Origin of the sequence: Paenibacillus medicaginis (assembly GCF_042138635.1) — a bacterium.
In the GTDB taxonomy this organism is placed as follows: domain Bacteria; phylum Bacillota; class Bacilli; order Paenibacillales; family Paenibacillaceae; genus Paenibacillus; species Paenibacillus medicaginis.
Map to the genome: position 1 here is coordinate 1 of NZ_JBHIRY010000019.1, position 25,778 is coordinate 25,778.

Annotated in this window: 23 protein-coding genes; 9 read left to right on the forward strand and 14 right to left on the reverse strand. The window is 50.7% G+C overall.

What is annotated here, in order from left to right; genetic code table 11:
• The 6 genes from ACE5LO_RS17785 to ACE5LO_RS17810 form a co-directional block, all read right to left on the reverse strand.
• A partial coding sequence (locus ACE5LO_RS17785; RefSeq protein ID WP_511227996.1) for an alpha-helical endospore appendage domain-containing protein occupies nucleotides 1–551 on the reverse strand: 551 nt, incomplete at its 3' end.
• Between the two features lie 249 nt (nucleotides 552–800).
• On the reverse strand, nucleotides 801–1,136 hold the full coding sequence (locus tag ACE5LO_RS17790) for a YolD-like family protein (protein WP_375521354.1): 336 nt from the start codon (nucleotides 1,134–1,136) through the stop codon (nucleotides 801–803).
• A gap of 1,043 nt (nucleotides 1,137–2,179) precedes the next feature.
• Nucleotides 2,180–2,494 carry a hypothetical protein gene (locus ACE5LO_RS17795; protein ID WP_375521355.1) on the reverse strand — a complete coding sequence of 105 codons (315 nt, stop codon included), beginning with the start codon at nucleotides 2,492–2,494 and terminating at the stop codon, nucleotides 2,180–2,182.
• On the reverse strand, nucleotides 2,495–2,797 hold the full coding sequence (locus ACE5LO_RS17800; protein ID WP_375521356.1) for a hypothetical protein: 303 nt from the start codon (nucleotides 2,795–2,797) through the stop codon (nucleotides 2,495–2,497).
• A 55-nt stretch (nucleotides 2,798–2,852) separates the two neighbouring features.
• Complete coding sequence (locus ACE5LO_RS17805) at nucleotides 2,853–4,490, reverse strand: AIPR family protein (protein WP_375521357.1); 1,638 nt, start codon at nucleotides 4,488–4,490, stop codon at nucleotides 2,853–2,855.
• 72 nt (nucleotides 4,491–4,562) lie between these two features.
• Nucleotides 4,563–4,874, reverse strand: a complete 312-nt coding sequence (locus ACE5LO_RS17810) for an MTH1187 family thiamine-binding protein (protein WP_375521358.1) — start codon at nucleotides 4,872–4,874, stop codon at nucleotides 4,563–4,565.
• A 397-nt stretch (nucleotides 4,875–5,271) separates the two neighbouring features.
• Here ACE5LO_RS17810 and ACE5LO_RS17815 point away from each other — a divergent pair, with 397 nt between their 5' ends.
• The 3 genes from ACE5LO_RS17815 to ACE5LO_RS17825 all read left to right on the forward strand — a co-directional run bounded on the left by ACE5LO_RS17815 (nucleotide 5,272) and on the right by ACE5LO_RS17825 (nucleotide 9,935).
• Nucleotides 5,272–7,605, forward strand: a complete 2,334-nt coding sequence (locus ACE5LO_RS17815) for a ribonucleoside-diphosphate reductase subunit alpha (RefSeq protein WP_375521359.1) — start codon at nucleotides 5,272–5,274, stop codon at nucleotides 7,603–7,605.
• Nucleotides 7,606–7,658: 53 nt separating this feature from the next.
• Nucleotides 7,659–8,690 (forward strand): ribonucleotide-diphosphate reductase subunit beta, encoded by a 1,032-nt coding sequence (locus tag ACE5LO_RS17820; RefSeq protein WP_375521360.1) that lies wholly within the window; start codon nucleotides 7,659–7,661, stop codon nucleotides 8,688–8,690.
• Between the two features lie 348 nt (nucleotides 8,691–9,038).
• Entirely contained in the window at nucleotides 9,039–9,935 is an 897-nt protein-coding gene (locus tag ACE5LO_RS17825) for an SDR family oxidoreductase (protein ID WP_375521361.1), read from the forward strand.
• A 14-nt stretch (nucleotides 9,936–9,949) separates the two neighbouring features.
• Here ACE5LO_RS17825 and ACE5LO_RS17830 read toward each other — a convergent pair whose 3' ends face one another.
• The gene (locus tag ACE5LO_RS17830) at nucleotides 9,950–10,729 is read right to left on the reverse strand and encodes an HAD hydrolase-like protein (RefSeq protein ID WP_375521362.1); all 780 of its coding nucleotides are present in this window, start codon (nucleotides 10,727–10,729) and stop codon (nucleotides 9,950–9,952) included.
• A 170-nt stretch (nucleotides 10,730–10,899) separates the two neighbouring features.
• On the opposite strand from ACE5LO_RS17830, the gene ACE5LO_RS17835 reads away from it, so the two are divergent.
• Complete coding sequence (locus ACE5LO_RS17835; RefSeq protein ID WP_375521363.1) at nucleotides 10,900–11,397, forward strand: hypothetical protein; 498 nt, start codon at nucleotides 10,900–10,902, stop codon at nucleotides 11,395–11,397.
• 829 nt (nucleotides 11,398–12,226) lie between these two features.
• On the opposite strand, the gene ACE5LO_RS17840 is transcribed toward ACE5LO_RS17835, so the two are convergent.
• Complete coding sequence (locus ACE5LO_RS17840; protein ID WP_375521364.1) at nucleotides 12,227–13,129, reverse strand: transposase; 903 nt, start codon at nucleotides 13,127–13,129, stop codon at nucleotides 12,227–12,229.
• Nucleotides 13,130–13,791: 662 nt separating this feature from the next.
• Here ACE5LO_RS17840 and ACE5LO_RS17845 point away from each other — a divergent pair.
• Together ACE5LO_RS17845 and ACE5LO_RS17850 are read left to right on the forward strand one after the other, a co-directional pair.
• The gene (locus tag ACE5LO_RS17845; protein ID WP_375521365.1) at nucleotides 13,792–14,724 is read left to right on the forward strand and encodes a hypothetical protein; all 933 of its coding nucleotides are present in this window, start codon (nucleotides 13,792–13,794) and stop codon (nucleotides 14,722–14,724) included.
• Nucleotides 14,725–14,873: 149 nt separating this feature from the next.
• On the forward strand, nucleotides 14,874–15,818 hold the full coding sequence (locus ACE5LO_RS17850; RefSeq protein ID WP_375521366.1) for an ArsR/SmtB family transcription factor: 945 nt from the start codon (nucleotides 14,874–14,876) through the stop codon (nucleotides 15,816–15,818).
• 95 nt (nucleotides 15,819–15,913) lie between these two features.
• Here ACE5LO_RS17850 and ACE5LO_RS17855 read toward each other — a convergent pair whose 3' ends face one another.
• The 4 genes from ACE5LO_RS17855 to lepB form a co-directional block, all read right to left on the reverse strand.
• Nucleotides 15,914–16,978 carry a lactonase family protein gene (locus ACE5LO_RS17855; RefSeq protein ID WP_375521367.1) on the reverse strand — a complete coding sequence of 355 codons (1,065 nt, stop codon included), beginning with the start codon at nucleotides 16,976–16,978 and terminating at the stop codon, nucleotides 15,914–15,916.
• A 169-nt stretch (nucleotides 16,979–17,147) separates the two neighbouring features.
• Nucleotides 17,148–18,347, reverse strand: a complete 1,200-nt coding sequence (locus ACE5LO_RS17860; protein WP_375521368.1) for an MFS transporter — start codon at nucleotides 18,345–18,347, stop codon at nucleotides 17,148–17,150.
• 120 nt (nucleotides 18,348–18,467) lie between these two features.
• Nucleotides 18,468–18,800, reverse strand: a complete 333-nt coding sequence (gene csaA, locus ACE5LO_RS17865) for a chaperone CsaA (protein WP_375521369.1) — start codon at nucleotides 18,798–18,800, stop codon at nucleotides 18,468–18,470.
• Between the two features lie 287 nt (nucleotides 18,801–19,087).
• The gene (gene lepB, locus ACE5LO_RS17870) at nucleotides 19,088–19,633 is read right to left on the reverse strand and encodes a signal peptidase I (RefSeq protein ID WP_375521370.1); all 546 of its coding nucleotides are present in this window, start codon (nucleotides 19,631–19,633) and stop codon (nucleotides 19,088–19,090) included.
• A 195-nt stretch (nucleotides 19,634–19,828) separates the two neighbouring features.
• Here lepB and mprF point away from each other — a divergent pair, with 195 nt between their 5' ends.
• Entirely contained in the window at nucleotides 19,829–22,471 is a 2,643-nt protein-coding gene (mprF, locus tag ACE5LO_RS17875) for a bifunctional lysylphosphatidylglycerol flippase/synthetase MprF (protein ID WP_375521371.1), read from the forward strand.
• 399 nt (nucleotides 22,472–22,870) lie between these two features.
• Here mprF and ACE5LO_RS17880 read toward each other — a convergent pair whose 3' ends face one another.
• Nucleotides 22,871–23,497: a nitroreductase family protein gene (locus tag ACE5LO_RS17880; RefSeq protein ID WP_375521372.1), complete on the reverse strand. Its 627-nt coding sequence runs from the start codon at nucleotides 23,495–23,497 to the stop codon at nucleotides 22,871–22,873.
• Between the two features lie 196 nt (nucleotides 23,498–23,693).
• Between ACE5LO_RS17880 and ACE5LO_RS17885 the strand changes: the two genes are divergently transcribed.
• Together ACE5LO_RS17885 and ACE5LO_RS17890 are read left to right on the forward strand one after the other, a co-directional pair.
• Nucleotides 23,694–24,131, forward strand: a complete 438-nt coding sequence (locus ACE5LO_RS17885; protein ID WP_375521373.1) for a disulfide oxidoreductase — start codon at nucleotides 23,694–23,696, stop codon at nucleotides 24,129–24,131.
• A gap of 24 nt (nucleotides 24,132–24,155) precedes the next feature.
• Nucleotides 24,156–24,662 (forward strand): CcdC family protein, encoded by a 507-nt coding sequence (locus ACE5LO_RS17890; RefSeq protein WP_375521374.1) that lies wholly within the window; start codon nucleotides 24,156–24,158, stop codon nucleotides 24,660–24,662.
• 79 nt (nucleotides 24,663–24,741) lie between these two features.
• On the opposite strand, the gene map is transcribed toward ACE5LO_RS17890, so the two are convergent.
• Complete coding sequence (map, locus tag ACE5LO_RS17895) at nucleotides 24,742–25,488, reverse strand: type I methionyl aminopeptidase (protein WP_375521375.1); 747 nt, start codon at nucleotides 25,486–25,488, stop codon at nucleotides 24,742–24,744.
• Nucleotides 25,489–25,778: the final 290 nt, after the last annotated feature.

Sequence of the window (25,778 nt, forward strand, 5' to 3'; positions counted from 1 at the left end):
CCTGTCGCGCCTGTGGCCCCTGTATCTCCTGTTGGTCCGGTGGTTCCCGTTCCTGTGGCTCCTGTTGCTCCTGTCGCGCCTGTGGCCCCAGTTGGTCCTATTGCCCCAGTATCTCCTTTGTCTCCTTTATCTCCTTTGTCCCCTTTATCTCCTTTGTCTCCTTTGTCTCCTTTGTCTCCTTTTGGCCCGGTCGGTCCTGTTGGGCCTCCTCCTGATGGTCCCGTTGGTCCTGGCGGGCCGGGCGGCCCTACAAGATTTGTTGCGTCCAATGCAGTTTCTAATTTGTTGCTCAGCACCCAGTCTTTATTGATCGTTTCCTGCAGCGTTTTCCGGACGCTTTCATTGATAGCCAATAAATCACTGATGGAAGCAATCGGTCCTACAGTACCTGGCAGGGTTCCCAGTACATATTGAAGCTTCTCACCTTCAGCATTCAGAATATGGCTGAGCCCCAGTTCCTCCATAGCTATGGAAGCTACGATTAAAGATATGGCATCATCTCTTGTAATCGTGATTGTTGGTGTAATGTTTGGCACGTTAGATTGAGACAATAACAATCTCTCCTTTCAGTTGGATTAATCGCAGTCTATTCCGCCCTGGGGCCTGGGGTGCTTGGACATTTTTCTGTTTTTTGCAGTTTAGCCAAAATAGGCTCAAGCTCAACTATTCCGCCGCGAAACCCGACGTGAGCATCCGCACCCGGCTCTTCAGAAATGGCTTCACCGCATAATGAATGCCGGGATACAAAACAACCCCGATCCCTGCCGGACCGAGGTTGTGTGGCATTGTAGCGTGGTGCGTTATGCAATGACCGAAATGATCTCCTCAAGCTTGATCCAGCTATAATCCTCGTCCCCACGCACAAGCTTGATCTCCCGAAGACTTGTGTTCACATGGGTCACGATTCCGCGCAGCTCTTCATCATCAAATGGATTGAACACAACCACTGTAATCGGCACGCGCCGATTGTAGGATTCGATCAGCGCCTGCTCGATCAGCTGCATTTCCTGGTCATCCAGAGTCGGCTTCCCGCGTCTCTCCTGCTCCCTCATATACGCCTGATACGCTTCTCTGTGTTCCGGGAGTATCATGCGCGAACTCTCAAACACGCCGTTGGCTTCAAGCTTCTTGCTCATGCTGTCATCCTCCTATGCCGATTGAATGATGGACGTTTGTTATTATTATATGGGAACATATGTTCTTTATCCAGTGAGAATATTATCCACATGAAAGTTTGTCTATCACATTGCCTGAATAAAATCAATGTGATAACATAACAATAGAAATAAGGGAGGCCGCTAACCTCCCCCAGGACAACGAGGTATGCCTCACGGCGCGCACTGTTTTAATTCACAGCAAAACCCACCGAAGGCGGCGAACCTTTAGCGGTGGGTTTTGCGCTTGTTACGTTTTCTTCTGATCCATCGGTACAGCTTACGAGAGTTAAACCATAGGTTTAACAATGTCGCGATTACTCTCAAGATCCAGAAAAGCGCATCAAGGGCAGTCATGGCGTATATCACCTCCTTTATAGAAGGCTGCGCCGTGACCCCACCGTTGTCCAATCCAAATTATAGCACAAACAAGCCTCGGGTAGGTCCTGAGGCTTATATTTTTTATGTAGTTGCCAAGATTCCTGCAACGCCGCTTCCATTCAGTGCCGAAGAATCCCAAAACGAATGGGCTGTGCTAACATCAGCTAAACCAAAAACGAAGGGTAACGCGAAGTTAGCTCCGCTAATGAAAGTTCGTCTATCACATTGCCTGAATAAAATCAATGTGATAACATAACAATAGAAATAAGGGAGGTCGCAACCCTCCCCCAGGACAACGAGGTGTGCCTCACGGCGCGCGTTTGCTTCATCTAGCAGCAAAACCCACCGAAGGCGGTCAACCTTTAGCGGTGGGTTTTGCGCTTGTTACGTTTTCTTCTGATCCATCGGTACAGCTTACGAGAGTTAAACCATAGGTTTAACAATGTCGCGATTACTCTCAAGATCCAGAAAAGCGCATCAAGGGCAGTCATGGCGTCTATCACCTCCTTTATAGAAGGCTGCGCCGTGACTCCCACCGTTGTCCAATCCAAATTATAACACAAACAAGCCCCAGGCAGGTCCTGAGGCTTATATTTTTTTAGTTGCCTGCCCGGAATGACAGGGTCTATCTATAGTGGCGTTAATTACAATTTATCAATGTCACCGGCCTCTTTCTCACGCTCTTCAATAAGTTCCACGATATTAATCGTTGGAAGAATAATGGGCTCTGCATTTGCTTTTAAAGAAATATCAGAAATTGTACTCCGTAAATAAGGAAACAATATCGCCAAAGTATTTCTTTCACATAGACTTTTCACATTATATCCACGTTTCTCAGGATCATCATTATTAAATATTACTTCAAAAAAACCAAGAAGAGTGACAATATCCTCACTATCGGGATTGTATTTAAATTGAATATCTGAAACATAATAGTGTTTCATTTGAATAGCTAACAATTAGGCCACCTCATATATATTATGATCACACTCGTCGTAAATATTGAAGTAAGTAAATCCAATGCTTGGCTTTTTTACCTTGCCGGATTTAGTCCCAGGAGTAGCTAATGCCGCAGCAATTGATTGCTCTAAAAGCCCATCGACACTTTTGTCGCCCTCTAGGGGAAAAATATCATCAATAAATACTTCTGTTTCCCCTTCTTCACTGCTTAGAAAGAATCCTGGTTGATCAGATTGAAGTTCAATTTCAGCTCCCCACTTCTTGGCCAACTCCAAGAGCTCTTCTCTGCTCATTTCCACCATGGAAATCACCTCTTAAGTATTAATAACCCAAATCATAGGATTAAGAATGATTTATCTATAGATCAAGTTTTTCTAAAAGTAAACCGCTCCTAAAAGTAGAGGACAGTCTTCGTGGATCAATTTCTTCATAGCCGTTAGGATAAAGTTCTCTTAAAACAGCCATAATCTGTTCATTGGCTCGGTTATAAAGTTCTTCTTTATTCTCATCAAAGTGCTGTCTGGTTGTCTCGAAGTTCCTATGTGTAAGTTGATCTAAAGATATACTCAGATCATCCATTAATAGTTTCCCGATTATGGTTGACATAAAGTAGTTACTATAAGGAAGATGAGGAAACTGATTTACCAGGGTTTCCCGTTTTCTTTGTGTATCACAATACCTATAAATTAATACGGCGATGATTAGCTGTGCCGCATTTAGATTATGAAATATATCGTTATAAAACTTGCCAAACAACTCATTCCGTTTATATTTGGCTACGTGGGGCTGCTTCCTCCATATAGCATAGACGGCCTCGGCAGCAACAGAAGAAGGTATATTATCTACAAAGGATACCGTATTGTCTCTCTTACGCTTATATACATACCCGAGTTGTTCTACTCCCATCTCCAGTTCTTTTTGATGTGCCTCATTAGCACGTAAATCTCGCAAATCAACCGGATTTTGACTATTTGTTGCAAATGTAATATCGGAGAGCATTTCATCATGTTCTTCCCCCGGCAGTTCGTATAAACGAATCAAAACAAAACATTGAGAATAGTCAATTTCCGGATTTTCTTTCACCGTTTGAAGTATTGTTTTACTCGTTTGCCCGCCATTAATGATTTGCAGATCCTTTACATGTATAAGCCTGTTCTCTTCAGTAAACTTATTGTAATTAAATTGACTACACACCATGGTTATACCATTGTTAAAGAAATAAAAGTTTGGGCGCTTGTCTGAAGTTAAGGTTTGTTGTATATCCGAATTCACTCTGTTTTTATGAATTCCTAAATGCCTTCTAATATTTTTTTCTAAAAGTGCATCCCCATATTTCTCTAAAAGGACTGACACATCCCGGACATTCATCTTACCTATGACAACTCTTTTGAAATTAAAATCTTCCACAACACTTTTTCCAGGCAATGTCAAAGTTTCACTAACCTGAATTTTCCTTTGAAGCTGATTAACAACATCTTTATGGTTATAATGTTCGAACAAAATTTGGTCATTCAGCACTTCTTGTATGTGTAGTTCGTTATTTAACATCACACATCTTATATCCGGGATATAACCTTCAAGAATCAAGGTTCTTATTTCCGTTACTTTTTGCTTAAGTAGAGAATTCATTATAATATCCTTATTCGGATTAAAAATGGATTTTATTGCATTAACCACTCTTAAAATGCTGTTTGCTGGAAAATTAGCATCATTCTCAAGTCCAAACTTATACTTTGCTTGAAAAATGACCACAGGAAAGCTTACACTATCCCCATCTGGGTCACCTATATAAACTGCGTCAACACCAGCATCATTGCCTCCCTCTGTTAACAAGGAAGTTGCTTCAACCGGCTCAATACTCAAATATGAGGATACACCCAAAATAGTAAATGCCCTGGACACTTTTTTATTTTCATCATTTTCATTAAACCAACTGGGCTGATCATTAACCATTTTCCTTACCCATTGATCAACAATCTGTTTTGCAAGGTCCATACGAAACACTTCCTTCCCAGCCTCATTGTATCCTAATAGTAATGGTTAAATACTCACATAACAAGGAGCGGATCAACCCCCTTTACTCAGCTTGCTCTCAACCGACTGCAGCTTCAGCACACTGGACGATTCCTTGTCACGGCGGTCATCGATCTTGACGGATGTCGAGACGCGTTTCGCCCCTGTCATGAAAGGCGCCTCATGAAGCGCCGCAATGGCGGTGAATACATCATCCAGCGTGCCTTCGATGATCGTGCTCATAGAGGTGAGCTCATAGGAAATCCCCTTTTGCTGCTGCAGCACACGCTGCATTTCCGCGACGTAGGCGCTGAGACTGGTGCTGCCTGTGCCGATCGGGATGACCGTCACTTCCGCGATAGCCATGTTCTTGCCCTCCTTTGTCTTTCCGGCACTTTCCACAGCCGGCATGTTTTACATGTATTTTACCAGCCAGCCTCCATCCAGTTCAAATACACAATTCAAAAAATGCGTCTTTCTTCACTCTTTCTTCACCCTCCTCGTCCATACGTCCCAATTACGTCGATTGAGCTCGTTTTCCAATCTCTTTCCTTTGCGGATGACTCGTTTCTTTGTTATAATCGTCCCTGTGCCAATTTCATTTTTTCGGTTTACAGATACAATATATTGGGTTAAAGTAGATGAGCAGCACCTAAATATAGTACGGAAGCCAAAATTCGACACAACCCTGAAGCAGAGGCGCATTCCTGGAGCAAGGCGCCTTTCTTCAGGGTTTGTGGTGACTGAAAGTGAGGAATCATCCATGCCACAACTCGTAATCAAACCGAATAATCGTCAGCTTGCTTTTGACGAAATGCGGATTTCTGTTTATGCCGACCGTGTATTACAGGGACTGGATAAGCTCGATAAAGACCGCCTCGTGCGTGGTGTGAACACCAAGCTGCGCCGGGAAGAGGTGACAGGGGATGAGATCAGCAATGCGTTCATCATGTCCGCCCTGGAGCTGGTGAGCAAGGACGAGCCGGATTGGAAATTCGCCGCCGCACGTTCCCTGCTGACTTCGCTGTACAAGAAAGCTGCTAATAACCGTCGTTATAAATCCTATCCTGACGAGCCTTATGGCGCGTTCTACCCTCTCATTACCGAAATGGTGAAAAAGGGAATTTACCGCGAAGAGCTTCTGGAATGCTACTCCAAAGAGCAAATCGACGAGCTCGGGGAATGCATTGCACCGGAGAATGATTTCTTGTTCGATTACATAGGGCTGTTGACCTTGTCTGAGCGCTACCTTGCCAACGATTTCGACGGCAAAGTCATGGAGCTGCCACAGGAGCGTTACATGGTCATCGCCATGTACCTGATGCACAAGGAACCTGCCGAGAAGCGCATGGAGTTGGTCAAGGAAGCTTACTGGGCGATGAGCAATCTGTATATGACCGCTGCTACTCCTACGATGTCCAATGCGGGCAAAAAGGTGGCAGGCCAGCTGTCCAGCTGCTTCATTGATACGGTAGACGACTCCCTCGAAGGGATCTTCGATTCCAATACCGACGTGGCCCGCTTGAGCAAGATGGGTGGCGGTATCGGCGTATACCTTGGCAAAGTCCGGGCCAGAGGCTCAGATATCCGTGGCCACAAGAACACCAGCTCCGGCGTCATCCCCTGGATCCGCCAGCTGAATAATACCGCCGTCAGCGTAGATCAGCTCGGCACGCGCAAAGGCGCTATCGCCGTCTATCTGGACGTATTCCACAGGGATATTCTGGCCTTCCTGGATCTGAAGCTGAACAACGGCGACGAGCGCATGCGCGCACATGACGTGTTCCACGGCGTGTGCCTGCCTGATCTCTTCATGGAGCGTGTGGAAACGCGTGGTGAATGGAGCCTGTTCTGCCCTCACGAAGTGAAGAAGATCATGGGCTGGACTGACGGGAACGGCCTTCCGCTCGGGCTGGAAGACTTCTATGATGAAGAGCAGGGCCAAGGCTCCTTCCGTGAAAAATACGAGGAAGCCGTCAATCATCCGCTGCTGCCCCGCATCACGGTGCAGGCCATTGATATCATGAAACGTGTCATGAAGTCACAGCTGGAGACAGGCACGCCTTACATGTTCTATCGGGATACGGTGAACCGTTCGAACCCGAACCGTGCTCATGGAATGGTGTACTCTTCCAACTTGTGTACGGAAATTATGCAGAACCAGTCGCCTACCGTGGTGGAGAAAGAAGAGCTGGTGACCAAGGACGGGCAAACCCGGATCGTCATCTCCAAAATCCCGGGCGACTTCGTAGTCTGCAACCTGAACTCTATCCATCTGGCACGTGCAGTGCCTGCCGGAGTGCTGGAGCGTCTGGTGCCGATACAGGTGCGGATGCTGGATAACGTCATTGACATCAACAACATTGAAGTGCTGCAAGCCCAATATACGAACAGTCAGTACCGTGCGGTAGGTCTGGGCACCTTCGGTCTGCACCATCTGCTTGCACTTGAGGGCATCCGCTGGGAATCCGACGAAGCAGTGCAATACAACGATAACCTGTATGAGAAAATCAACTACCTTGCCGTCAGATCCAGCATGGAGCTGGCCCAGGAAAAAGGCCGCTACGCGAAGTTTGAAGGCTCCGACTGGGAGAACGGGAACTATTTCACCTCCCGTCAATACACGGACGGCACGCGTGAAGGCAAGTTCGTTACGACAGCGGAATGGCAGGAGCTGGCCGAGCAGGTGAAAACGAACGGAGTCCGCAACGCCTGGCTGTTCGCCATCGCGCCTAACGGATCGACCTCGATCATCGCCGGTTCGACCGCCAGCATTGACCCGCTGTACGAGCTGCTCTCTTACGAGGAAAAGACAACCTACAAGATTGCGAACCCTGCGCCGGATCTGAACGAAAAAACGATCTGGTACTACAAAACAGCGTTCCTGGTGGATCAGCATGCCTCCATCAATATGGCGGCCGCGCGCCAGCGTCATATCGACCAGGGCCAAAGCTTTAACCTGTACGTCCGTCCGGACATCAAAGCTACCGAGTTCCTTGACCTGCATCTGCATGCATGGAAATCCGGCATGAAATCGACGTATTATGTCCGCAGCCGTGCGCTGACGATTGAAGAGTGTGAAAGCTGTGCGTCATAAAGCTTGAAGGCTTAACTATAGATCAAGCCCATTTTAAAAGGAGAGAATCTCCCATGCAGTTGCAAAAGATTTTTAACACAGAAGCCCCTAACCGTTCCACCCGCATCATCGAAGGCGAATGCTCCGGCATTCTGAACTGGAACGATATCCGCATGCCGCACATGTACAAGCTGTACAAGGTGCTGCTGCTCAACCACTGGATCGCGGACGAAATTCCGATGTCCAAGGATGCGTCGCAGTTCCCGCTTCTTGATTCGGAAGAACAGCGCACTTTTAAAATCAATATCGGGCTGCTGGCGGTGCTGGACTCCATGCAGACGATGTTTGTCGGCGATGTAAAGCGTTACTTTACCGATTCATCGCTGGAGGCCATTTCGGCGATTATCGGCCAGCAGGAGGTTGTCCATAACCAGTCTTATTCGTACGTGCTGTCCTCCCTGGTCTCCGAGCAGGAGCAGAAGGAGATTTTTGAATATTGGAAGCATGATCCGGTGCTGCTGGAGCGCAATACGTTTATTTCGAAAATTTATCAGGAGTTCCGGGACAATGAGAACCCGCAAACCTTCTTCCAGGCTCTTGTCGCCGACCTGATTCTGGAGGGCATTTTCTTCTACAGCACGTTTGCCTTCTTCTACAATCTGGCGCGTGACCAGAAGATGATGGGTACGAGCCAAATGATTTCCTATATTCAGCGGGACGAGAACCAGCACTGCTATTTCTTCGCGGAAGTGTTCAAGCAATTGCTCGCCGACTTCCCTGAGCTGAATACGAAAGAGAATATTGATTATGTCTACAAGACCATTGACCGCGCTGTAGAGCTCGAAACAAACTGGGCTTACTACACGCTGTCCGAGGTGCGTGGCATCGACCTGAACGAGCTGTCCGATTACATCAAATACATGGCCAACATGCGTCTGCGGCTGCTCGGTCTGGACAAAGCCTATGAAGGCGTTGATGTGAACTGCATGCCTTGGATCAAGCCGTTCTCGGATGAAGCGCTGAACGCGACCAAAACCGACTTCTTCGAAGCCAAATCCCGCAACTACGGCAAGGTTGGCGACGATAACGGGTTCGACGATCTGTAAGCCGGGACCAGCTGTAGGACAGAACCAGCTGTAAGACGGAACAAGCTTCATACGTTGAATGATATACGTGGTTAACCTTTTATGGAGTAAGTTATTTATATACTGAAAAAAATCCTGTCTTCGTTCTCAGAAGACAGGATTTTTTTTAGGGCTTTCCTCGCCAGGGCTTTCCTCACCAGGGCTTCCTCGCCAGAGTTTCCTTCGCCGAAGTTTCTTCGCCGATCCGCGCTTCAGTCCCTTGTCCCGAATCCACCCGGCACCCGGCCGAGGTTCATCCCTTCCCGCATGCTCACATTTCCTGGGCGTACGCATAGACTATGGAGTAAACAGCTCACCCAGGAGGGCCCCATGAATCCCGTATACCCATTTTACAAAAAAGAAACGGTCTGCAAGGAACAGGTGTTCACCTTCCCGCCTCAGCAGCAGCAGCTTCCCGGGCTGGAGAGCCTTATGAATCCGCGTCCGATCAGCGAGAATCCCTCTGTGCAAGGCAGCGGCAGGCTACATGGCAAAATAGCCCTCATCACGGGGGGAGACAGCGGAATCGGGAAAGCTGCCGCTATCGCCTTTGCCAAAGAAGGAGCGGACATAGCAATCGCCTATTTAAGCGAGCGTTCTGATGCAGAGGAGACCAGACAGCGAATCGAGCAGCACGGGGGCCGCTGTCTGCTGATCGAAACGGATCTGCGCCACAAGGCCAACTGTGTCCGGTCCGTGCAAGACACGGTACGGACATTCGGGAAGCTTGATATTCTTATAAACAATCATACGGTTCAATGTTCCAGGAATAGTATTCTGGACATTACGGAAGAGCAGCTTTACAACGTTTTTCAGACCAATATCATATCATTCTTCTTTCTGATCCAGGCCGCACTGCCTCATTTATCCGCTGGTTCCTCCATTATTAATACCGCATCCGTTGTGGCTTTTGAGGGACACACACTGCTGATTGACTATTCTGCCACCAAAGGGGCGATTGTCTCACTAACACGCTCCCTTGCAAAATCGCTTGCTCCGCAGAATATCCGCGTCAACTGCGTGGCTCCGGGTCCAGTCTGGACCCCGTTGATCCCCGCCTCGCTGCCGCCGCACATTGTCAGCACCTTCGGTGCGGATACAGCACTTGGACGGGCTGCGCAGCCTTATGAGCTGGCCGCTGCCTATGTATATCTGGCAAGCGGGGATTCCTCCTACGTGACCGGAGAATGTATCCACGTCAACGGCGGCGCCATGGCGGCCACCTGAGGAACGGCTGCAGATCAGGGACGGCCACCGGTATGCTGCAGCATTTCGATTTCACGGAGCATGCGGGGCAGATCGGCAAGCGAATCCATGACCAGATGGGCGCCGGCCCGCTTCAGCAGATAGACCGCTTCTTTGCGCTGATCCTCATAGGCCGCATCCCCAGATCCGCCGCCTTCCATGCGGTTCATGAAGCCGTCGAGCACGCCGAGCGTCCAGACTCCGGCGTTCCGTCCTTCCTGCATGTCGGCAACCGTGTCGCCAACCTTGACCATATCGCTGAGCGGATAGACCTGCATACGGTGTGCATTTTCATAGACCATCCATGGAAAAGGCCGGCCACTGCTGACCTCGCAGGGTGTCACCGTACAATCCAGTACATGATCCTCCAACGAGCGGCGCGGAAGACTACCCAACAGATCACTGGTAAAAGCCGAGGTTGCTCCGGACTGGATACGACGGTCGCGGATTTCCTGCAACGCTTTGTCCAAACCCCTGCAGGGGGTAGAGGATTGCAGCAGGGAACGAAGCACAGGCACAAGCTCCGCACATATATGATCGACATCCACTCGCCCCGGTTCGGTGCCAAAGCGGTCTATCCAGCTCGCCCGCACCTCCGAGAGGCGCAAAGTGCCAGCGATATGCTCCCGGATCGTCAATCCCAGGCCCCGCCTGATATTCTGCTGACTGACATCAATCCCCATCCAGCGGAATAAATCCTTTATCCCCTGTGAGAGTCCGTGGCCCCCGGGATCCAGCAGTGCGCTTTCCAAATTGAATATGACAGCCTGTATCATGCTTGCCCCGCCTTTCATCGCTGTACGTAAAATTCCTATGAGGACCATCCTACACAATAAATGTTAAAAGAAATGCAGCGAACGGTCAGCCTTCTGTAATCTTCACGTCCCGGCATTCCTGTCAAACCTTGTGCCGGTATTCATTTATGTATGCTCAGGAGGAATCTTGAATGCGAAATATGAACAATACCCGGCCCAAGCTGCCCTGGCGGATGGCCGTTGGCCACTATGCGCTGAACAAGCTTGCCTGCGGCGGCCTTGCCTTTACCCTGCTGAGCCTGCTCTCGTTCCTTCCGCCGCTGCTGCAGATTCCACTTGCAGCCCTGACCGGGCCGGACTATAACGACGGATGGCCCATTCAGCTATGGGCCTATGGCTTCGGCCTTCCGGCCGCCCTGGCTGCGGATGCGGCTGTGGAAGGCCTGTACATGCCGGATAAAAAGAAAAAAGCCGCCCTGTATTTCACAACCGGGTACGGCCTGTTTCTGATGCTTGCTTATTTTTCTGTGCCCCGCCTCACCGGCATCTCGACGGCAGACGTGTATGCCGGCATGATGGTTGCCGCCATTTACATGGCTTGCCGCAGACGATGGATGCGGGAATCCTTTGTACCGATCATGCTCGCTTTTGTACTGCCCTTGATCTGCATGACTTTAGGACATTCATAACAACAACGGCCGATTCAGGGTTACGGGTTGGGTTGGGTTGGGTTGGGTTGGGTTGGGTTGGAGCGATTGAACCACGGCTTCAGAGAGTCCGCTCGCTTTAGCGACGATGGGGAGGATCTCCATGCTCCCTTCTTCCGTCATCGAAATCTAACCATTTTCCACTGGATCATATACTATAATTCAGTGAAAAAATGCTCATCATCAAGACAACCAAAGCCTATCGTTAATCCTGTAATTATCTTTCCGCCACTTCAGCCTTTGCAGCTGCTGGGTTCTGAGGAATTCGAATCCCTTTCTAGTGCTGGACAGTCAAGCCGCCAGCCGATCGTGGCAAGACATGTGATACTCTCTTTTCAGGAGCCTTGCACGATTATCCCGTTGGATCAGGTACAGAAAAACAGAAAACCGGGAACCGAAAATATACTTTAGGCACGTTAAAGAAAATAACGGATCAAATGAGGCGCGAACATGCCTGTTGTTACGCTATTCAAGACCATTGAATAAGTCTAATATTTGATGGATCGTGCCTTATGGAGAAGCAGATCGATTCGAGGTCATGAGACGTTCTTTGGAGAAAGCAGAGCGTTTAGGTGATGTGAAACCGACCGAGAGAGAAGGAAGAAGCGGAGCACGGCATCGGAAAAATAAAAAGAGCCTGGTCCTCGTTGCAGCTTGAACTCGAATTTTTCCAATTTCCTCGTTCATACTAGGGCGTGTCTGAAAACTAACATCAATGGAGCTAGCCGACACTAGCCCACACCGATCAAGCGACGCACCTTATGCTCACCTTTCCTCGTTTAAGTACTGCAATTAGGTTCAAGTACTGCAATTAGGCCGCAGCCGCAAGAGGCTGATCCGTTTGGCGCGCGATCAGCCGACGGTAGGTAATCGCCGGAATCGCCACACCGATGTACAATAACTTCTGCCACATCGTCTCTTCCCCTTCGGTTAAGCGCAGTCGGCGGCGGCCGGTGTACTCGTTGAGGTACGCCTGCAGATGCTTTTGTCCCAGGGCTACATACGTACTCTTCAGCGATGTCCACGCCTCTCTCACCACTTTACGCAAGGGTCTATACAGCCGATAAGCTTGAGGGAACGATTGTACCTCCGATGCACGGACATCTACCTGTTCGTTGATGAACGCAGCGAGTTCGTGACGATTTGCTCTTTGCCCCTCCCCCTTCCTCTGCGGGATTAGGTGGATTTTGACCTGCTCCGGCTCGCCCGACTCCGTGACCGTGCACCCCGCTACGACTACCGAAGCATGCGGATGAGGAAACTGAGGCCGGGACGGATTACACCCATACAGATCGCTGTTTACCTTCACTTCTCCGCAGAGCAGCTCCCTGGCGTCGAACTCTCCGATGGAGTGGCGGATTTTGTGAAGCATTACCCAGGCGGTCTTGTAGGTGACCTGGATCACCTGGCTTAGCCGCATCGCTGAGATACCGTCGGGGAGCAGGAACAACTCCAACGCCTGAAACCACTTGGTCAGAGGGAGATGCGTTCGTTCAAACATCGTGCCCACCAAAGCCGACGTTTGATGCGCACACCTGGCGCACTCGAACAAAGGGACACGTCGGGAAGTCAGACGACTGCAGCGGGTATGAGCGCAACGCGGGCAGACGAAGCCGTTCGGCCACTTCATCGCGATCAATGCCTCCATGCAGGCCTGCTCGTTGTGATAACGATGGCTAAAGGGTTGATGTTCCGTTTCCGCTTGGACTTCCATGTCTGCTCGCCTCCGATTCCATAATCCATAATCCATAATCCATAATCCATAATCCATAATCCATAATCCATAATCCATAATCCATAATCGTAATTCATAATTCATAATTCATAATTCATAATTCATAATTCATAATTCATAATTCACGGACATAATTTCTTTTTTTATTATACCAAACATGCGTTCTCATTTCAAGTTGAACATCCCACTTGAGCTGCCTCTTTTTTCCTTATTTCTTTTCTCTTTTCTCGTTTCTCTTCAGTCCTTCCCCTTCGTCCCCAACCCTCAACACCCCCGCATTCTGATCGAAAGGGATAATCGTGCAAAGCTGTATGAAAAGGCATCAGGCACCAGGCATCAGGCATTAGGCATTAGGCATTAGGCATTAGGCATTAGGCAACAGGCAACAGGCAACAACTGAAAAAGTATGTGTTCGCTATCGTTATGTGTTGGTTTCCCGGGCGTTTCACCAGTTCCGTCAAATATGTGTAGACGTACACCCTGAGATACATCTAAAATTAGGTTATTCAGGCTTCGCCTACTGAAATTCGTCTCCCACTTTCATCAAGCTTTGCAAGATAATTGTTTCACGCAGGCTTTATTTTGAAAACGTTGTAGTGGATGTGCATTAGTGATCTATAGAATAGAAAGGAGGGGCTGCGTTGACCCCCTTGGAACAAACCGCCTTTTTGCCGGATCATCCGGCTGGCGCTCTGACTGTGCTGATTGCAGCGGCTGTCATGGTGTGGCTGTATGTGCACAGCGCCGTGCAGCTGCGTCTGTCCCGCAGGCGGCGGCTGGACGAGCTTCAGGAATCCTTATATCTGTACGGAAGGCTCGCCGGACCGCTACATGCCGCCGCTCACGGACAGCTTGAGCAAAGCGGCGGGGACATCGCGCTCGTGAAGGCGCTGCAGGAGTGCAAGTCCGCACCGTATCTGACTCCTTACCTGCAGGAGGAAATTCAGAACTGCCTCGATCGCAGGGACAGCTCCAGAGTTTCGCTGCTTCATAGATCTCTGGAACGGGAAATGAACAAGCTGATTGAGGAACGGCGACTGCTGCTCAAGGAAACCCATGCTCCCGGCTGGGGCGCGGCTCTATGGAATTTGCTCCGCCCGGCCGCTGCTCCTGCTGCCGTCGCAGGCTTTGCCCTGCTGACCTGGCGGCTGGTATCGGAGCTGCAATTCCCTGAAGCTCCCTCACCCGGCATGACGCTTACGGTTGTATGGATGAGATACGTATCCGGCCTGCTGGCCGTCGTGTACGTATACCGGCTGCTAAGTCTGCCGCGCCAGAACGGAATCGATGTAACGGCCTCCCGCCTGCCGGCCAGTGCGCTGTCCTTTCTAATCGCTGCCGTCGCGCTGTTTCAATGGATCGGCCCGCACGCTTCGCCTTACATCCTGGGAGCTCAGTTAATCCTGTTTTTGAGCGGATTTATGTTCACCCGCGAACGTCCGCGCAGCAAGCGCCCGTACGCAGGCACCCCTGAGCAGGCCGGACAAGCCCGGCAAGCCTCTCAGGCGGAGGGGCAGAAAAGCCAGGACGCTGATACGGATACGGGAGAGATGGCGTCAACCCTGCACAGATAAACCGGCAAACAATGCAACAAGCGCTGCGGTCTTCACGAACGCTGCGCTTGTTTTTTTGCTTTCCGATTGTGTCCGGACTTATTGAGGGTTATTATTTATACAAATGTAAATCAATTATATAGAATCAAACTTTTATAGATGGAGGAAGTATGGAGCTTGATATTTCTGCAAAATCATTGCCGGTATACGAAGCGCTGGCCAGTGAAGTACGGCTGAAGGTGATCCGGCTGCTGGCGGACTCGCCCATGAATATCCGTGAATTGGCGGAAGCTCTGGGGCTTAGCAGCGCCATTATGACCATGCATGTCAAAAAACTGGAGAAAGCCGGTTTGATCATGACCAAAATGCTCCCCGGTCGCGGAGGTGTGCAAAAGGTATGCTCGCTGGCCGTAGGCAACATCCATATCACCCTGCCGCTGCAGGAGCAGGACACCCGCCAGTTTCACCAGACCGAGCTCTCTGTGGGCCACTATACGGATTTCGATATCGAACCGACGTGTGGCCTGGCCACCGTGGAGAAAATTATCGGGGAGTTTGACGAGCCCCGTTATTTTCTGGATTCAGAGCGGGTGAACGCCAAAATTTTATGGTTCGGCCAGGGACATATTGAGTACAAAATCCCTAACTTCCTGCTCGCCAGCCAACAGCCGGAGGAGCTGGAAATCACTATGGAGCTCTCCTCGGAGGCGCCTTCCACTAACGACAACTGGCCATCGGACATCTCTTTTTATCTGAATGACGTGAAATTGGGGGTCTGGACCAGTCCGGGTGATTTCGGGGACAACCGGGGCAAATATACGCCGTCCTGGTGGCCGGATGCCATCAACCAGTACGGGCTGCTCAAGCGGCTGCGAGTGACTGCGGACGGCACGTATATGGACGGAAACCGCATTTCGGATGTAACGCTGGATGAAGTGGTGATTGCCCGCAAGCAATGGAACTTCCGAATTGCCGTAAACGAGGACGCTGAGCATATCGGAGGAGTGACCCTGTTCGGAACAGGCTTCGGCAATTACAATCAGGATATTGTGTTCCGTCTGTACTACACAAACATCAGCAACAGCGGCAGAACAGGCCACACAAGTGGCCATTAGCCAGGGATTTTGCATTCGGATGCTTTTCAAAAATGCGTCATTACTACCAGTAGAATCGGTAGTAATGACGCATTTTGGGAATTGCAGTTCTTGCTCTACTTCGCAGGCTTTTGCACCGGTTCTATGCATACCGGGCTTGGAATCTCCAGTACATATCCCGTAGGCTGCAGCCGACCGCTGTCCCCGTCGATGGAAAAGGATACGAGATTGCCGCCATCCTGGTTGGCAACAATCAGATACCCGCCGGGAAGCAGATTGAAATTGCGCGGTGTGGCGCCCGCAGTGTCCACCCAGTCGATTGCCGCCAGCTTCCCGCTGTCTTGATCGATCCGAAACGCCGCGATGCTGTTATGTCCGCGATTGGAGACATACAGATAACGGCCGCAAGGGGTTACACGAATATCCGCAGCCGTATTGTCCTGCACCATCATCCCTTCCGGCAGGGTAGACAGATGCTGCAACGGCTGAAGCTCGCCGGTGTGCTCATTATAAATAAAAGCCGTGACCGTATTGTTCAGCTCATTGGCCACATAAGCAAATTTATGAGTCGGATGGAACACCAGATGGCGGGGACCTGAGCCCGGCGGGAGCTCCGCTGCACGATGCGTCACCAGCTTCCCTTCCTCCAGACGGTAGACGACGACTTGATCCAGACCAAGATCGCATATCATGACATATCGTCCTGACGGATCAGGCACGATGGAATGGGGATGCGGACCTTCCTGCCGGTCCTTGCGGATACCTGAGCCGCTATGCTTCACCTGTGCCAGCAAATTCCCCAGCCCGCTGGCCGGCAAAATGCCATAGACGACCGCATTGCCGCCAGAATAGTTGGAGGCCAGCACATAACGTCCGTCAGAGGTCACAGATACATAACAAGGATCGGCTCCTTCCGTCGCCTGCCGGTCCTGCATATGCAGTTCCCCCGTCCCGGCTTCCACCGCATAAGCATATAATTGCCCCTCTGCCGTTTCACTTACCGCATACAAATAGGAGCCGTCCGGACTCAGCGCCAGAAACGACGGTCTTTCGATCCCTTCAGTCCCGCTTACGATTCTCATCTCGCCGCTTTCCCCGTCAAGGGCACACAGAAAAATCCCTGTTTCCGTGCGGGAAGCGTATGTACCCGTATAGAATAAATGCTCCTGCTTCTGCTCCATTCTTGTCTCCCCTCTCAATTCAAACGTTTTCCATCCTTCATTATTACCCATGTTGCCGTGGGAATAAGACCGTTTTTTTGTGAAAACGCCTGTAGCTGAAAAAGGCGGTCCTTCTGTCCAAAGAAGCCGCCTTTCTCTATTGAAGCTAATATTGGGTCTGCACTATCTTTTATACAGCAGGCTCCGCTCTTACGCCCGCCTTCCAGTTCACGGCCAGAACCAGACTAATCATAAGGATGGCCGCCCCGAAAATGTAAGGCAGATTAATATGCACATCGAACAAGGTTCCCGCCAGGGCAGGCCCAACGATATTGCCGATGCTCATATAAGCATTGTTCATGCCTGCAGCTACACCTTGTTCGTCGCCCGCCATTTTGGATAAAGCCGTATTGATCGCCGGGCGAAGCAGTGCCGTGGCCGTGAAGAAAATCAAAGCCACCCCAAGCACGTAGTAAAAGTTGCCCGAGAACAGCATCAATACCAGCGAAATCGCCGAAAACAGGAACGATCCGCTAATGACAGCCTTTTCTCCGAAACGTTGCAGCACCGGGCCAATAGCAACGGCCTGGATCACGGTGCCGATCAGGGCTCCGATCGTAATGACCAGGGCAATGTCCTGTTCATCATAGTGAAACTTGCCTGTCACAAAGAACGGAAACATCGTCTCAAAGTGGGACAGGCCGAATGTCAGTGTAAATATCATAATGAGCAGCGCAAAGTACGGCTTGCGGAACGACAGTGCAAACTGCTTGATCACGTTCTCCCGCTTGAGCATCGTATTGCGGTGCCGCAGCTGATCCTCAAGCGACAGCGTTTCAGGCAGCAGGAACAGGGACACCAGCGTTGCCACAAGGGATACAGCGGCCGATACATAAAAAGGGGCCCTTACTGAAATATCAGCCAACAGGCCGCCTACGCCCGGTCCGATGACAAAGCCCAGCGACATTGCCGAGCCGAGCAGGCCCATTCCTTTACCGCGTGTCTCCAGCGTTGTAATATCCGCGATATAGGCCATCATTGGCGGGATCAGAAAGGCCGCCCCGATGCCTCCGATCAGACGGGAAACGTAAAGCATCCACATCGAAGTGCCCAAGGCAAAGATAACGGATGAGACCGTCATAATGATCAGACCCAGAATAATCAGCTTTTTGCGCCCGTATTTGTCGGACCATTCCCCGCCGATAGGGGAAAATATAAACTGTGTAAGCCCGAAGACGGCAACCAGGTAGCCTCCTGCTTCCCCGCTGCCCCCCAGCATGCTCATAAATTCCGGCAGTACAGGGATAATCAGACCTATCCCCAGCATGGCAATGAACATGTTGACCATCAGAATGATCAACGGGCCTTTCCCTAACTTTGTTGCTGACATAATGCGGTTTCTCCTCCTCACGCGCATCTCTCTGTTTATTATGGAAAGAATGCCTTACTTGGAGATCTAATCTCTAAGCTCTTATATATTAATGTAGCGTCTGTCAAAAGACAAACAAAATTATCCAATCGGTGTGCCGTCCGGCAGCGGAGTATCCGGTGCCAGCAGCACCACGTCCCCTTCATCCGGTATACCGCCCAGCACAAGAACTTCCGACTGAAAGCCAGCAATGTTGCGCGGCGGGAAATTCACAACGGCGACCACCTGCCGCCCAATCAGTTGTTCGGGCTGATAGCGTTTCGTAATCTGGGCACTGGAGCGCTTGATCCCCAATTCTTCCCCAAATTGAATTTGTAGCTTGTACGCAGGCTTCCGGGCCCTCTCAAAAGGTTCAGCGCCAATAATGGTGCCGATCCGGATATCCAGCTTCAAAAAATCATCGATTTCAGCCATGGCTTGTCCTCCTTTAGGGATATTTCATCCAGCATATCGCATTATAGCACATATGTTCGCACCTTTGGAAGAAAAATATTCTTCCTCGCACAGATCAAAACCATCCTTCAAGTGACAAAACGACAAAACCGCCGCACTTATCCCCAACTTTATACACATCTTATCCACAGATTGCAAAAATCATAATTTCCAAAACAACAAAAAAACACAGGCCCGAGCCGCAATGGCCGATCCTGTGCCAGTTCCCGCAAAGCATTCAGCTTTCCGCCAGCTTGCATATAAACCTGTCAAAATGTTGTGCCAATCACATGATCCAGCGGGATGAAGCCGATCGAACGGCTGTCATTGCTGTTATTCCGGTTATCCCCCATGACGAAAATATATCCCTCGGGCACAACCCATCTCCGGTCTTCCGTCTCATCCATGGTTTCCTTAATATAAGGCTCATTCAGCAGATTTCCGTTCAAATAGACCGCATGATTCTTCACTTCGATCACATCGCCGGCCTTGCCGATCACACGCTTGACATATATACTTTTATTTTTCTGCTCATCAAACATCCGGAATAACGGCTGCTCCCATAAATCATTAATGAAGCTGCGCTTTTCCTCGACACGGCTGTCAATGATCACAATATCGCCATGCTTCAACGTTTCAGGGAAGGTGTTAGGAATTTTGGAGACATACAGCTTCTGCTGATCATGCAGCGTCGGCTCCATCGAATGTCCTTCCACAGTATAAGGCTGGGCAATGAATATGCCGATAAACAATGTGACAGCGATGGCGGCGCCGAACGTTCCCAACCAACCCAGCAGGCTCTTCACCAGTTTCATCAGGGCAAAACCTCTCTTATAATCATGTAGAAATAAGATAGCGCAAGCACGAAATTTCGTAATTAAAAGTTGATTCTGGTATATTCTTCTTATCAGTATACGTCGGCCTCCAATGTCCGGTCAATTTGCAGGAGCGGATTGAGACATGGCCCCGTCTTCCATTACATTCAAGAATTTTCAGGAGAGTGAATCTATTTGCTTACAGCACTCAAGCAGCTCAAATCATTCCGGATTGTGCAACTCATACTGGCTGCTTACCAGAAACGAATCGTCAGGCTGCTGATTCCCCTGATTATTTTGGCCCTGGTCATTTGGCTGGGAAGCCGGGAGCTTCATAATATGAACATCGGTCGCATGCTGTTCGAGCTGCGGCGTCTTACACCGTGGTCTATACTCGAGATTGCGCTTTTTTCACTGCTTGCCGCCGGCGTAATGAGCTCCTACGATTTGGTCGTCCGCAAGCATTTCCGGATGCCGATATCCATCGGGGCAGCGTTCCGGTACGGCTGGATCGCCAATACCTTCAATAATGCCTGTGGATTCGCGGGGTTCACGGGGGCCGGTCTGCGCGCATTTCTATATAAAAAAAGCGGCGTCCCCCTTAACGTCATCACGGCCGCCGTCATTTTTCTCTCCCCTGTCGTGATTACGGGGTTATCCCTGCTCGCGTGGACTGTGCTGGCCCGCCTGTTTCCCGCGGATCAGCTGCTGCACGCCTATCCCTGGCTGCGGTGGGCCATGTGGGGAATGGCTCTCTATCTGCCGGTGTTCCTGCTGGTTCAGCGCTCGCGCCTGTTCGGCAAATGGTTCAATCAGGGCAAAGGCACCATGCCCTGGACAACCATTTTCGCCTCTTTGGCCTCCTCCTTGCTGGAATGGCTGTTCGCTGCGTTGGCCTTCGGCCTCGTTGGCACCCGCGTTCTGGACGGCGTACCGCTGGAGGCTCTTATCGGCGTCTATGTCATTGCCGCTACAGCCGGCCTGATCAGCATGGCCCCCGGCGGCATCGGTGCTTTTGACGTAACGGCCCTGCTCGGCCTGCAGCTTCTGGGGGTGCATCCCGATCTTGCGCTGACGGTGCTGCTGCTGTTCCGTTTCTTTTATTTTATCGTTCCCTGGCTCATCGCCCTCGTGATGACCGCGGTCGAGATCATCCCGAAGCGGGAACGAATCGGTGAGCTGGCCGGCTCCGGCTGGAGCTATTCCCTGAACAAATGGCAGCAGATTTGGGCATGGCCCGGGCAGTTCCGCTTTCTGGCTGACCTAGGGGTCTGGGCGCTGAGCAAGCTGGTACTCGCATCAGGACTGCTGCTTCTGCTGTCTGCGGCTTTACCGGGTCTGCTGTACAGACTTCGTTTCGCTGAAAAGCTGTTGACCCTGCCCATCATGCAGCTCTCCCATGATATCTCGGTCATCATCGGCATCATGCTGATCGTGCTGTCGCACGGGATTTCGCTGCGTATCCGGCGGGCGCTTCGCCTTACGCTTGGGCTGCTGTTCGCAGGCGCGATTTTTACGTTCATCAAGGGTTTCGACTTCGAGGAAGCCTTCTTCCTGCTGTTTGTCGCCTTGATGCTGTACCTTTCCCGTTCGCGCTTTTACCGTGAAGGCGCTCCGGTAAGCCGTACCAATTTGTTGATCTGGGGAGGGCTCACCGTGCTGGTGACTGTGGCGTATCTCCTGATCGGAGCAGGCGGCTACAGCTACTTTCTGCATCGTCTGCCCTTGCGCATGAGCACAAACCTGCTTTTTGACCGCCAGCATTTTGGCATCAAAGGCCTGCTCAGTTTGCTGTCCGCCTGGGTGTTCCTGACCATGTACCTCATGATGCGTCCCAAGCGCGGCGTCGAAGAGCTGCCGGATGCCGCCGAAATGGACAGGCTCCGTGAATTTATCGCTCATGAGCAAGGAAATTTGCTGACCCACATGCTGTTTCTGGGCGATAAACAGTTCTATTGGGCACAAGAGGGCAACGTTCTCATCCCTTACGCCAGAAGCCGCAACAAGCTTGTCGTGCTCGGCGACCCCCTCGGTCCAATGGACCAGGCCAGCGCCGCCATCCAGGAATTCCAGGGTTATGCTGACAGATACGCGCTTGCGGTGGTATTTTATCAGGCATCCCCGGCCTATCTCCCGCTTTACCATGAGAACGGCTACCGCTTTTTCAAGCTTGGGGAAGAGGCGCTGGTGCCGCTGGAATCCTTTACTTTAGCGGGCAAAATCAATACGCCGCTACGCACGGTGAGAAACCGGTTCGGCAGAGAAGGCTACTCGTTTCAAATGGCTTATCCCCCGTTTGACGACAGCCTGCTGACCCGGCTTCGGGCCGTGTCGGACGTGTGGCTTGAGGGGCGAAAGGAAAAGGGCTATTCGCTTGGCTGGTTTAACGAAACGTACCTTCAGTTAGCGCCGCTTGCGCTCGTGCTGGACCCGCAGCAGCAGGTTATCGCCTTCGCCTCCCTTGCCCCGGCTTATGATAACAAACAGACCATATCCATTGATCTGATGCGCCATCTACCGGACGCGCCGAACGGGACTATGGACTTTCTGTTCACGCATGTGATGGAGTGGGCACGGGATGAAGGGTATGTGACCTTTAATCTTGGCATGGCCCCGCTCTCCAGTGTGGGCCAGAGCGAACGCGCCCTGCGTGAAGAGAAGCTGGCGCGGCTGGTGTTTCAATACGGCGGCCACTGGTACGGCTTTCAGGGCTTGCGCCGATACAAGGAAAAGTTCTCCCCGGCCTGGGAGCCACGCTATCTGGCTTATCCTGCTTCAGTCTCTTTGCCTATTCTTACGGCTGAGCTTATGTACCTGGTGTCACGCAAAATGGATTAGGCTTCCAGACCGCTTTTTGCTAGCTTTCTTGCAAAAAGGGGATTCGCCTCCTCAGAGTCTAGTAGCCAGAGTGAGATGGTGTCTATAGGGTGGTGTCCATAGAGCGTGGTGTGTGGTGTCCGTTGCCTGGTGCCTGGTGCCCCTCCATACTGCTTTGCACGATTATCCCTTTTGATCAGAATGCGAGGGTTGAGGGTTGAGGGTTGGGGTTTGGGAGGCCTTAGGGGAAGGTTTTTCTTGACCTGATCCAACGGGATAATCGTGCAAAGCCCTTGAACAGCGAGTCACATGTCTTGCCACGATCGACTGGCGGCTTACTGTCAAGCACCTTTCAACACAAAAGTTAAAGGGGCTCAGCCTTCAGGCTTGCCCCTATCATTTTTGATCAATATGAAGTTCTTAGAAGCTGCCGCGAACAATCGTCTCGGACAGCGGCAGACGGCCTGACGGATGAGCAGGCTCCTTCGCCTTGCCTACGGTAATCAGCATAACCGGCAGATAACGGTCCGGAATGTTGAATCCCTCAATCAACTGCTCCGGGTTAAATCCGCTCATAGGGCAGGTATCATAACCCAGTGATTTTGCTGCCAGCATGATGTTCTGAGCTGCCAGCGAAGCGTTCCTGATCGCGGAATCCCGCGCCACTTGAGGACTCTGATAGGCACCGTTAATCTGGCCAACTAATGCGTCACGGATGTCCGCCTTGAGGAAGCCTGCTTCCACAGCCTGGTCATAAATGACCGTATTGCGGTTCGCCTCCAGATCGCCCAGTACAGCAACTGTCAGGCAGCTCTCGGCAACCTGGGACTGGTTGTACGCAATCGGAAGCAGCTTCTGCTTGTCGGCTTCGGATTCAATGACAAGGAACTTCCAATGCTGAAGGTTCCAGGCGGAAGGAGCCTCACCGGCCGCCTTCAAAATCATCTGCAGGTCCTCTTCCGGCATTTGAACACCAGTCTCATATTTCTTCACCGCATGTCTTTCGCTAATGACACGAAGTGTTTCGTTCAGCTCAACTTTGGACATGGTTTACACTCTCCTGTTCTCCTTTTGTTTATGTAACACAACGATTGCTTTCATTTCCGTAACCAATTGTAATTATAAAAGTTACAGTTCAAACTGTCAATAAATCGTCAAACTTTCTTTTTTGCGCGATGCAGAACCAAACCACTGTTTTTCCTCAATCGCTTATAGTATGATCAATATAAAAAGGAGAACGTTCATGTTCGGAAAAAAGTCTGATTTGATGTTATTCTTCGCATGGATTGTCGCGTGTGTGGCGACACTGGGCAGCCTTTTTTTAAGCGAATACCTGGGGTACGAGCCCTGCAAGCTGTGCTGGTTTCAGCGCATACTGATGTACCCTCTCACGCTCTTGCTTGGCGTTGCCTACTTTAGAGGTGATACAGGCATCCGCATCTATATCATTCCTTTGTCCGTGATCGGCGGGCTCATCTCTGCCTACCATGTGACGATTCAGCGAATCGCCGCCGCCCGCGCTGCCGCCACTCCCAGCACCTCCTGTGGCCGAGTATCCTGCGAGACGGATTATCTGAACTGGTTCGGCTTTGTTACGATTCCGATGCTGGCGCTGATTGCATTCATTCTGATTATTGCGGCCATGATGGTGATCAGCAGACAGGAAAGAAGAAGATGGTAATCCCATTAGAGAGGGGTTCTTCAGTTGTTACACATCAACACAGCTTACTTACAGTACGGAGCGACTGTCGGCATGGTGATTATGGCCGTACTTGCGATCTTTATTCGCATGAAGGCCAGCCACCGTCCCATAAATGCAAAAAAAATTATTATCCCTCCGCTTGGCATGAGTACGGGATTTTTAATGTTCATCGTAAAAGATTTCCACATTCCGCTGTGGTGGGGTGTCATTTCGTTTCTGGTGGGCTGGTTCATCTTCTCCTACCCGCTCATCCGCAGCACCAGGTTTGAGATGGTGGACGGACAGATTTTTGTTCAGCGCTCACGGGCCTTCTTCTTTATTTTGATCGGCCTGCTGGCTGTCCGCATGCTGCTGCACGAGTTCGTCCAGCAGTATATCACCATCCCACAGACGGCTTCTGTGTTCTTTACGCTGGCATTTGGCACGCTGCTGCATTGGCGTCTTTATATGTATATGCAGTACCGCAAGCTGTTCCCTGCCGGAACACCGGACAATCCGGTCAACTCATAAGTGTCGGCCCAAACGATTTAGGGGTGCCTCAGAGGTCGTTTGACCCTGAGGCACCCCTTTTGGATGTTGGAAAACGCTGTTATTGCTCTGTCAGTAGGACCGGCCCGTCAGCGGTAATCGCAAGCGTATGCTCGTATTGGGCGGATAATCCCCCGTCCAGCGTGCGTGCCGTCCAGCCGTCCTCGTCAATCTTGCAGCGGTAGGTCCCGGTATTCAGCATCGGCTCGATGGTGATGACCATGCCCTCCTTCAGACGGGTGCCGCGATGCGGAGGACCGTAGTGAGGATAATGCGGCTCTTCGTGCATACTTTGACCGATTCCGTGTGCGATGAAATCGCGCACCACGGAGAAGCCCTGCGCTTCCGCATATACTTGAATAGCGTGGGAAATATCCCCGACCCGGTTGCCAACAACAGCCTGCTCGATACCTTTGAATAATGATTCCTTCGTTACGTCAAGCAGCTTCTGCGCCTGCTCGGACACCTGTCCCACCGCATAGGACCATGCGGAGTCAGCAAGCCAGCCGTTTAAATTCACGACCATGTCGATGGTGGCAATGTCGCCTTCCTTCAGCGGAGTATGGTTAGGGAAGCCGTGGCAGATTACATCATTCACAGAACCGCAGGTTGCATACGGATAACCGTTATACCCCTTCTGCTCGGGAGTCGCCCCGTTTTTCTTCATAAACGCTTCGGCAAAAGCATCAATTTCCAGCGTCGTAATCCCGGGACGGATCATCTTTGCGATCTCCCGGTGACAGGCGGCCAGAATTTCGCCAGCCTTCTTCATATTTTCTATTTGTTCCTTCGTTTTCAAAATAATCATGGTGAGTCTCCTTACCTATGGATTAGCGCCAGTAACGCCATAACGCAAGCCGCCGGAATGCGGCTCTCTGTATACTCATTTTAATGCAGCTTATGCGGCCGATATACTACCTGCTATTGTATCGTGAAAAGAGATAAAAGGAAAACCGCCGCGGCCAAAGAATTTTCGTGACTGCATCAATCAATTTCCTAAAATTTTATTGTTACCGTTTACAAGAATTTAAATTTGTGTATATAATGATCGTGATTTGTATACCTGTATACATGTTGACAAACTTTATAACAGACAGG

What these genes read in the sequence shown, in the direction of transcription:
- ACE5LO_RS17790 (WP_375521354.1), bottom strand. Translation starts at nt 1,136, where the DNA reads ATGAGCAAGAAGCTTGAAGCCAACGGCGTGTTTGAGAGTTCGCGCATG.
- ACE5LO_RS17800 (WP_375521356.1), bottom strand. Translation starts at nt 2,797, where the DNA reads ATGGTGGAAATGAGCAGAGAAGAGCTCTTGGAGTTGGCCAAGAAGTGG.
- ACE5LO_RS17805 (WP_375521357.1), bottom strand. Translation starts at nt 4,490, where the DNA reads ATGGACCTTGCAAAACAGATTGTTGATCAATGGGTAAGGAAAATGGTT.
- ACE5LO_RS17810 (WP_375521358.1), bottom strand. Translation starts at nt 4,874, where the DNA reads ATGGCTATCGCGGAAGTGACGGTCATCCCGATCGGCACAGGCAGCACC.
- ACE5LO_RS17815 (WP_375521359.1), top strand. Translation starts at nt 5,272, where the DNA reads ATGCCACAACTCGTAATCAAACCGAATAATCGTCAGCTTGCTTTTGAC.
- ACE5LO_RS17820 (WP_375521360.1), top strand. Translation starts at nt 7,659, where the DNA reads ATGCAGTTGCAAAAGATTTTTAACACAGAAGCCCCTAACCGTTCCACC.
- ACE5LO_RS17825 (WP_375521361.1), top strand. Translation starts at nt 9,039, where the DNA reads ATGAATCCCGTATACCCATTTTACAAAAAAGAAACGGTCTGCAAGGAA.
- ACE5LO_RS17830 (WP_375521362.1), bottom strand. Translation starts at nt 10,729, where the DNA reads ATGATACAGGCTGTCATATTCAATTTGGAAAGCGCACTGCTGGATCCC.
- ACE5LO_RS17835 (WP_375521363.1), top strand. Translation starts at nt 10,900, where the DNA reads ATGCGAAATATGAACAATACCCGGCCCAAGCTGCCCTGGCGGATGGCC.
- ACE5LO_RS17840 (WP_375521364.1), bottom strand. Translation starts at nt 13,129, where the DNA reads ATGGAAGTCCAAGCGGAAACGGAACATCAACCCTTTAGCCATCGTTAT.
- ACE5LO_RS17850 (WP_375521366.1), top strand. Translation starts at nt 14,874, where the DNA reads ATGGAGCTTGATATTTCTGCAAAATCATTGCCGGTATACGAAGCGCTG.
- ACE5LO_RS17855 (WP_375521367.1), bottom strand. Translation starts at nt 16,978, where the DNA reads ATGGAGCAGAAGCAGGAGCATTTATTCTATACGGGTACATACGCTTCC.
- ACE5LO_RS17860 (WP_375521368.1), bottom strand. Translation starts at nt 18,347, where the DNA reads ATGTCAGCAACAAAGTTAGGGAAAGGCCCGTTGATCATTCTGATGGTC.
- csaA (WP_375521369.1), bottom strand. Translation starts at nt 18,800, where the DNA reads ATGGCTGAAATCGATGATTTTTTGAAGCTGGATATCCGGATCGGCACC.
- lepB (WP_375521370.1), bottom strand. Translation starts at nt 19,633, where the DNA reads ATGAAACTGGTGAAGAGCCTGCTGGGTTGGTTGGGAACGTTCGGCGCC.
- ACE5LO_RS17880 (WP_375521372.1), bottom strand. Translation starts at nt 23,497, where the DNA reads ATGTCCAAAGTTGAGCTGAACGAAACACTTCGTGTCATTAGCGAAAGA.
- ACE5LO_RS17885 (WP_375521373.1), top strand. Translation starts at nt 23,694, where the DNA reads ATGTTCGGAAAAAAGTCTGATTTGATGTTATTCTTCGCATGGATTGTC.
- map (WP_375521375.1), bottom strand. Translation starts at nt 25,488, where the DNA reads ATGATTATTTTGAAAACGAAGGAACAAATAGAAAATATGAAGAAGGCT.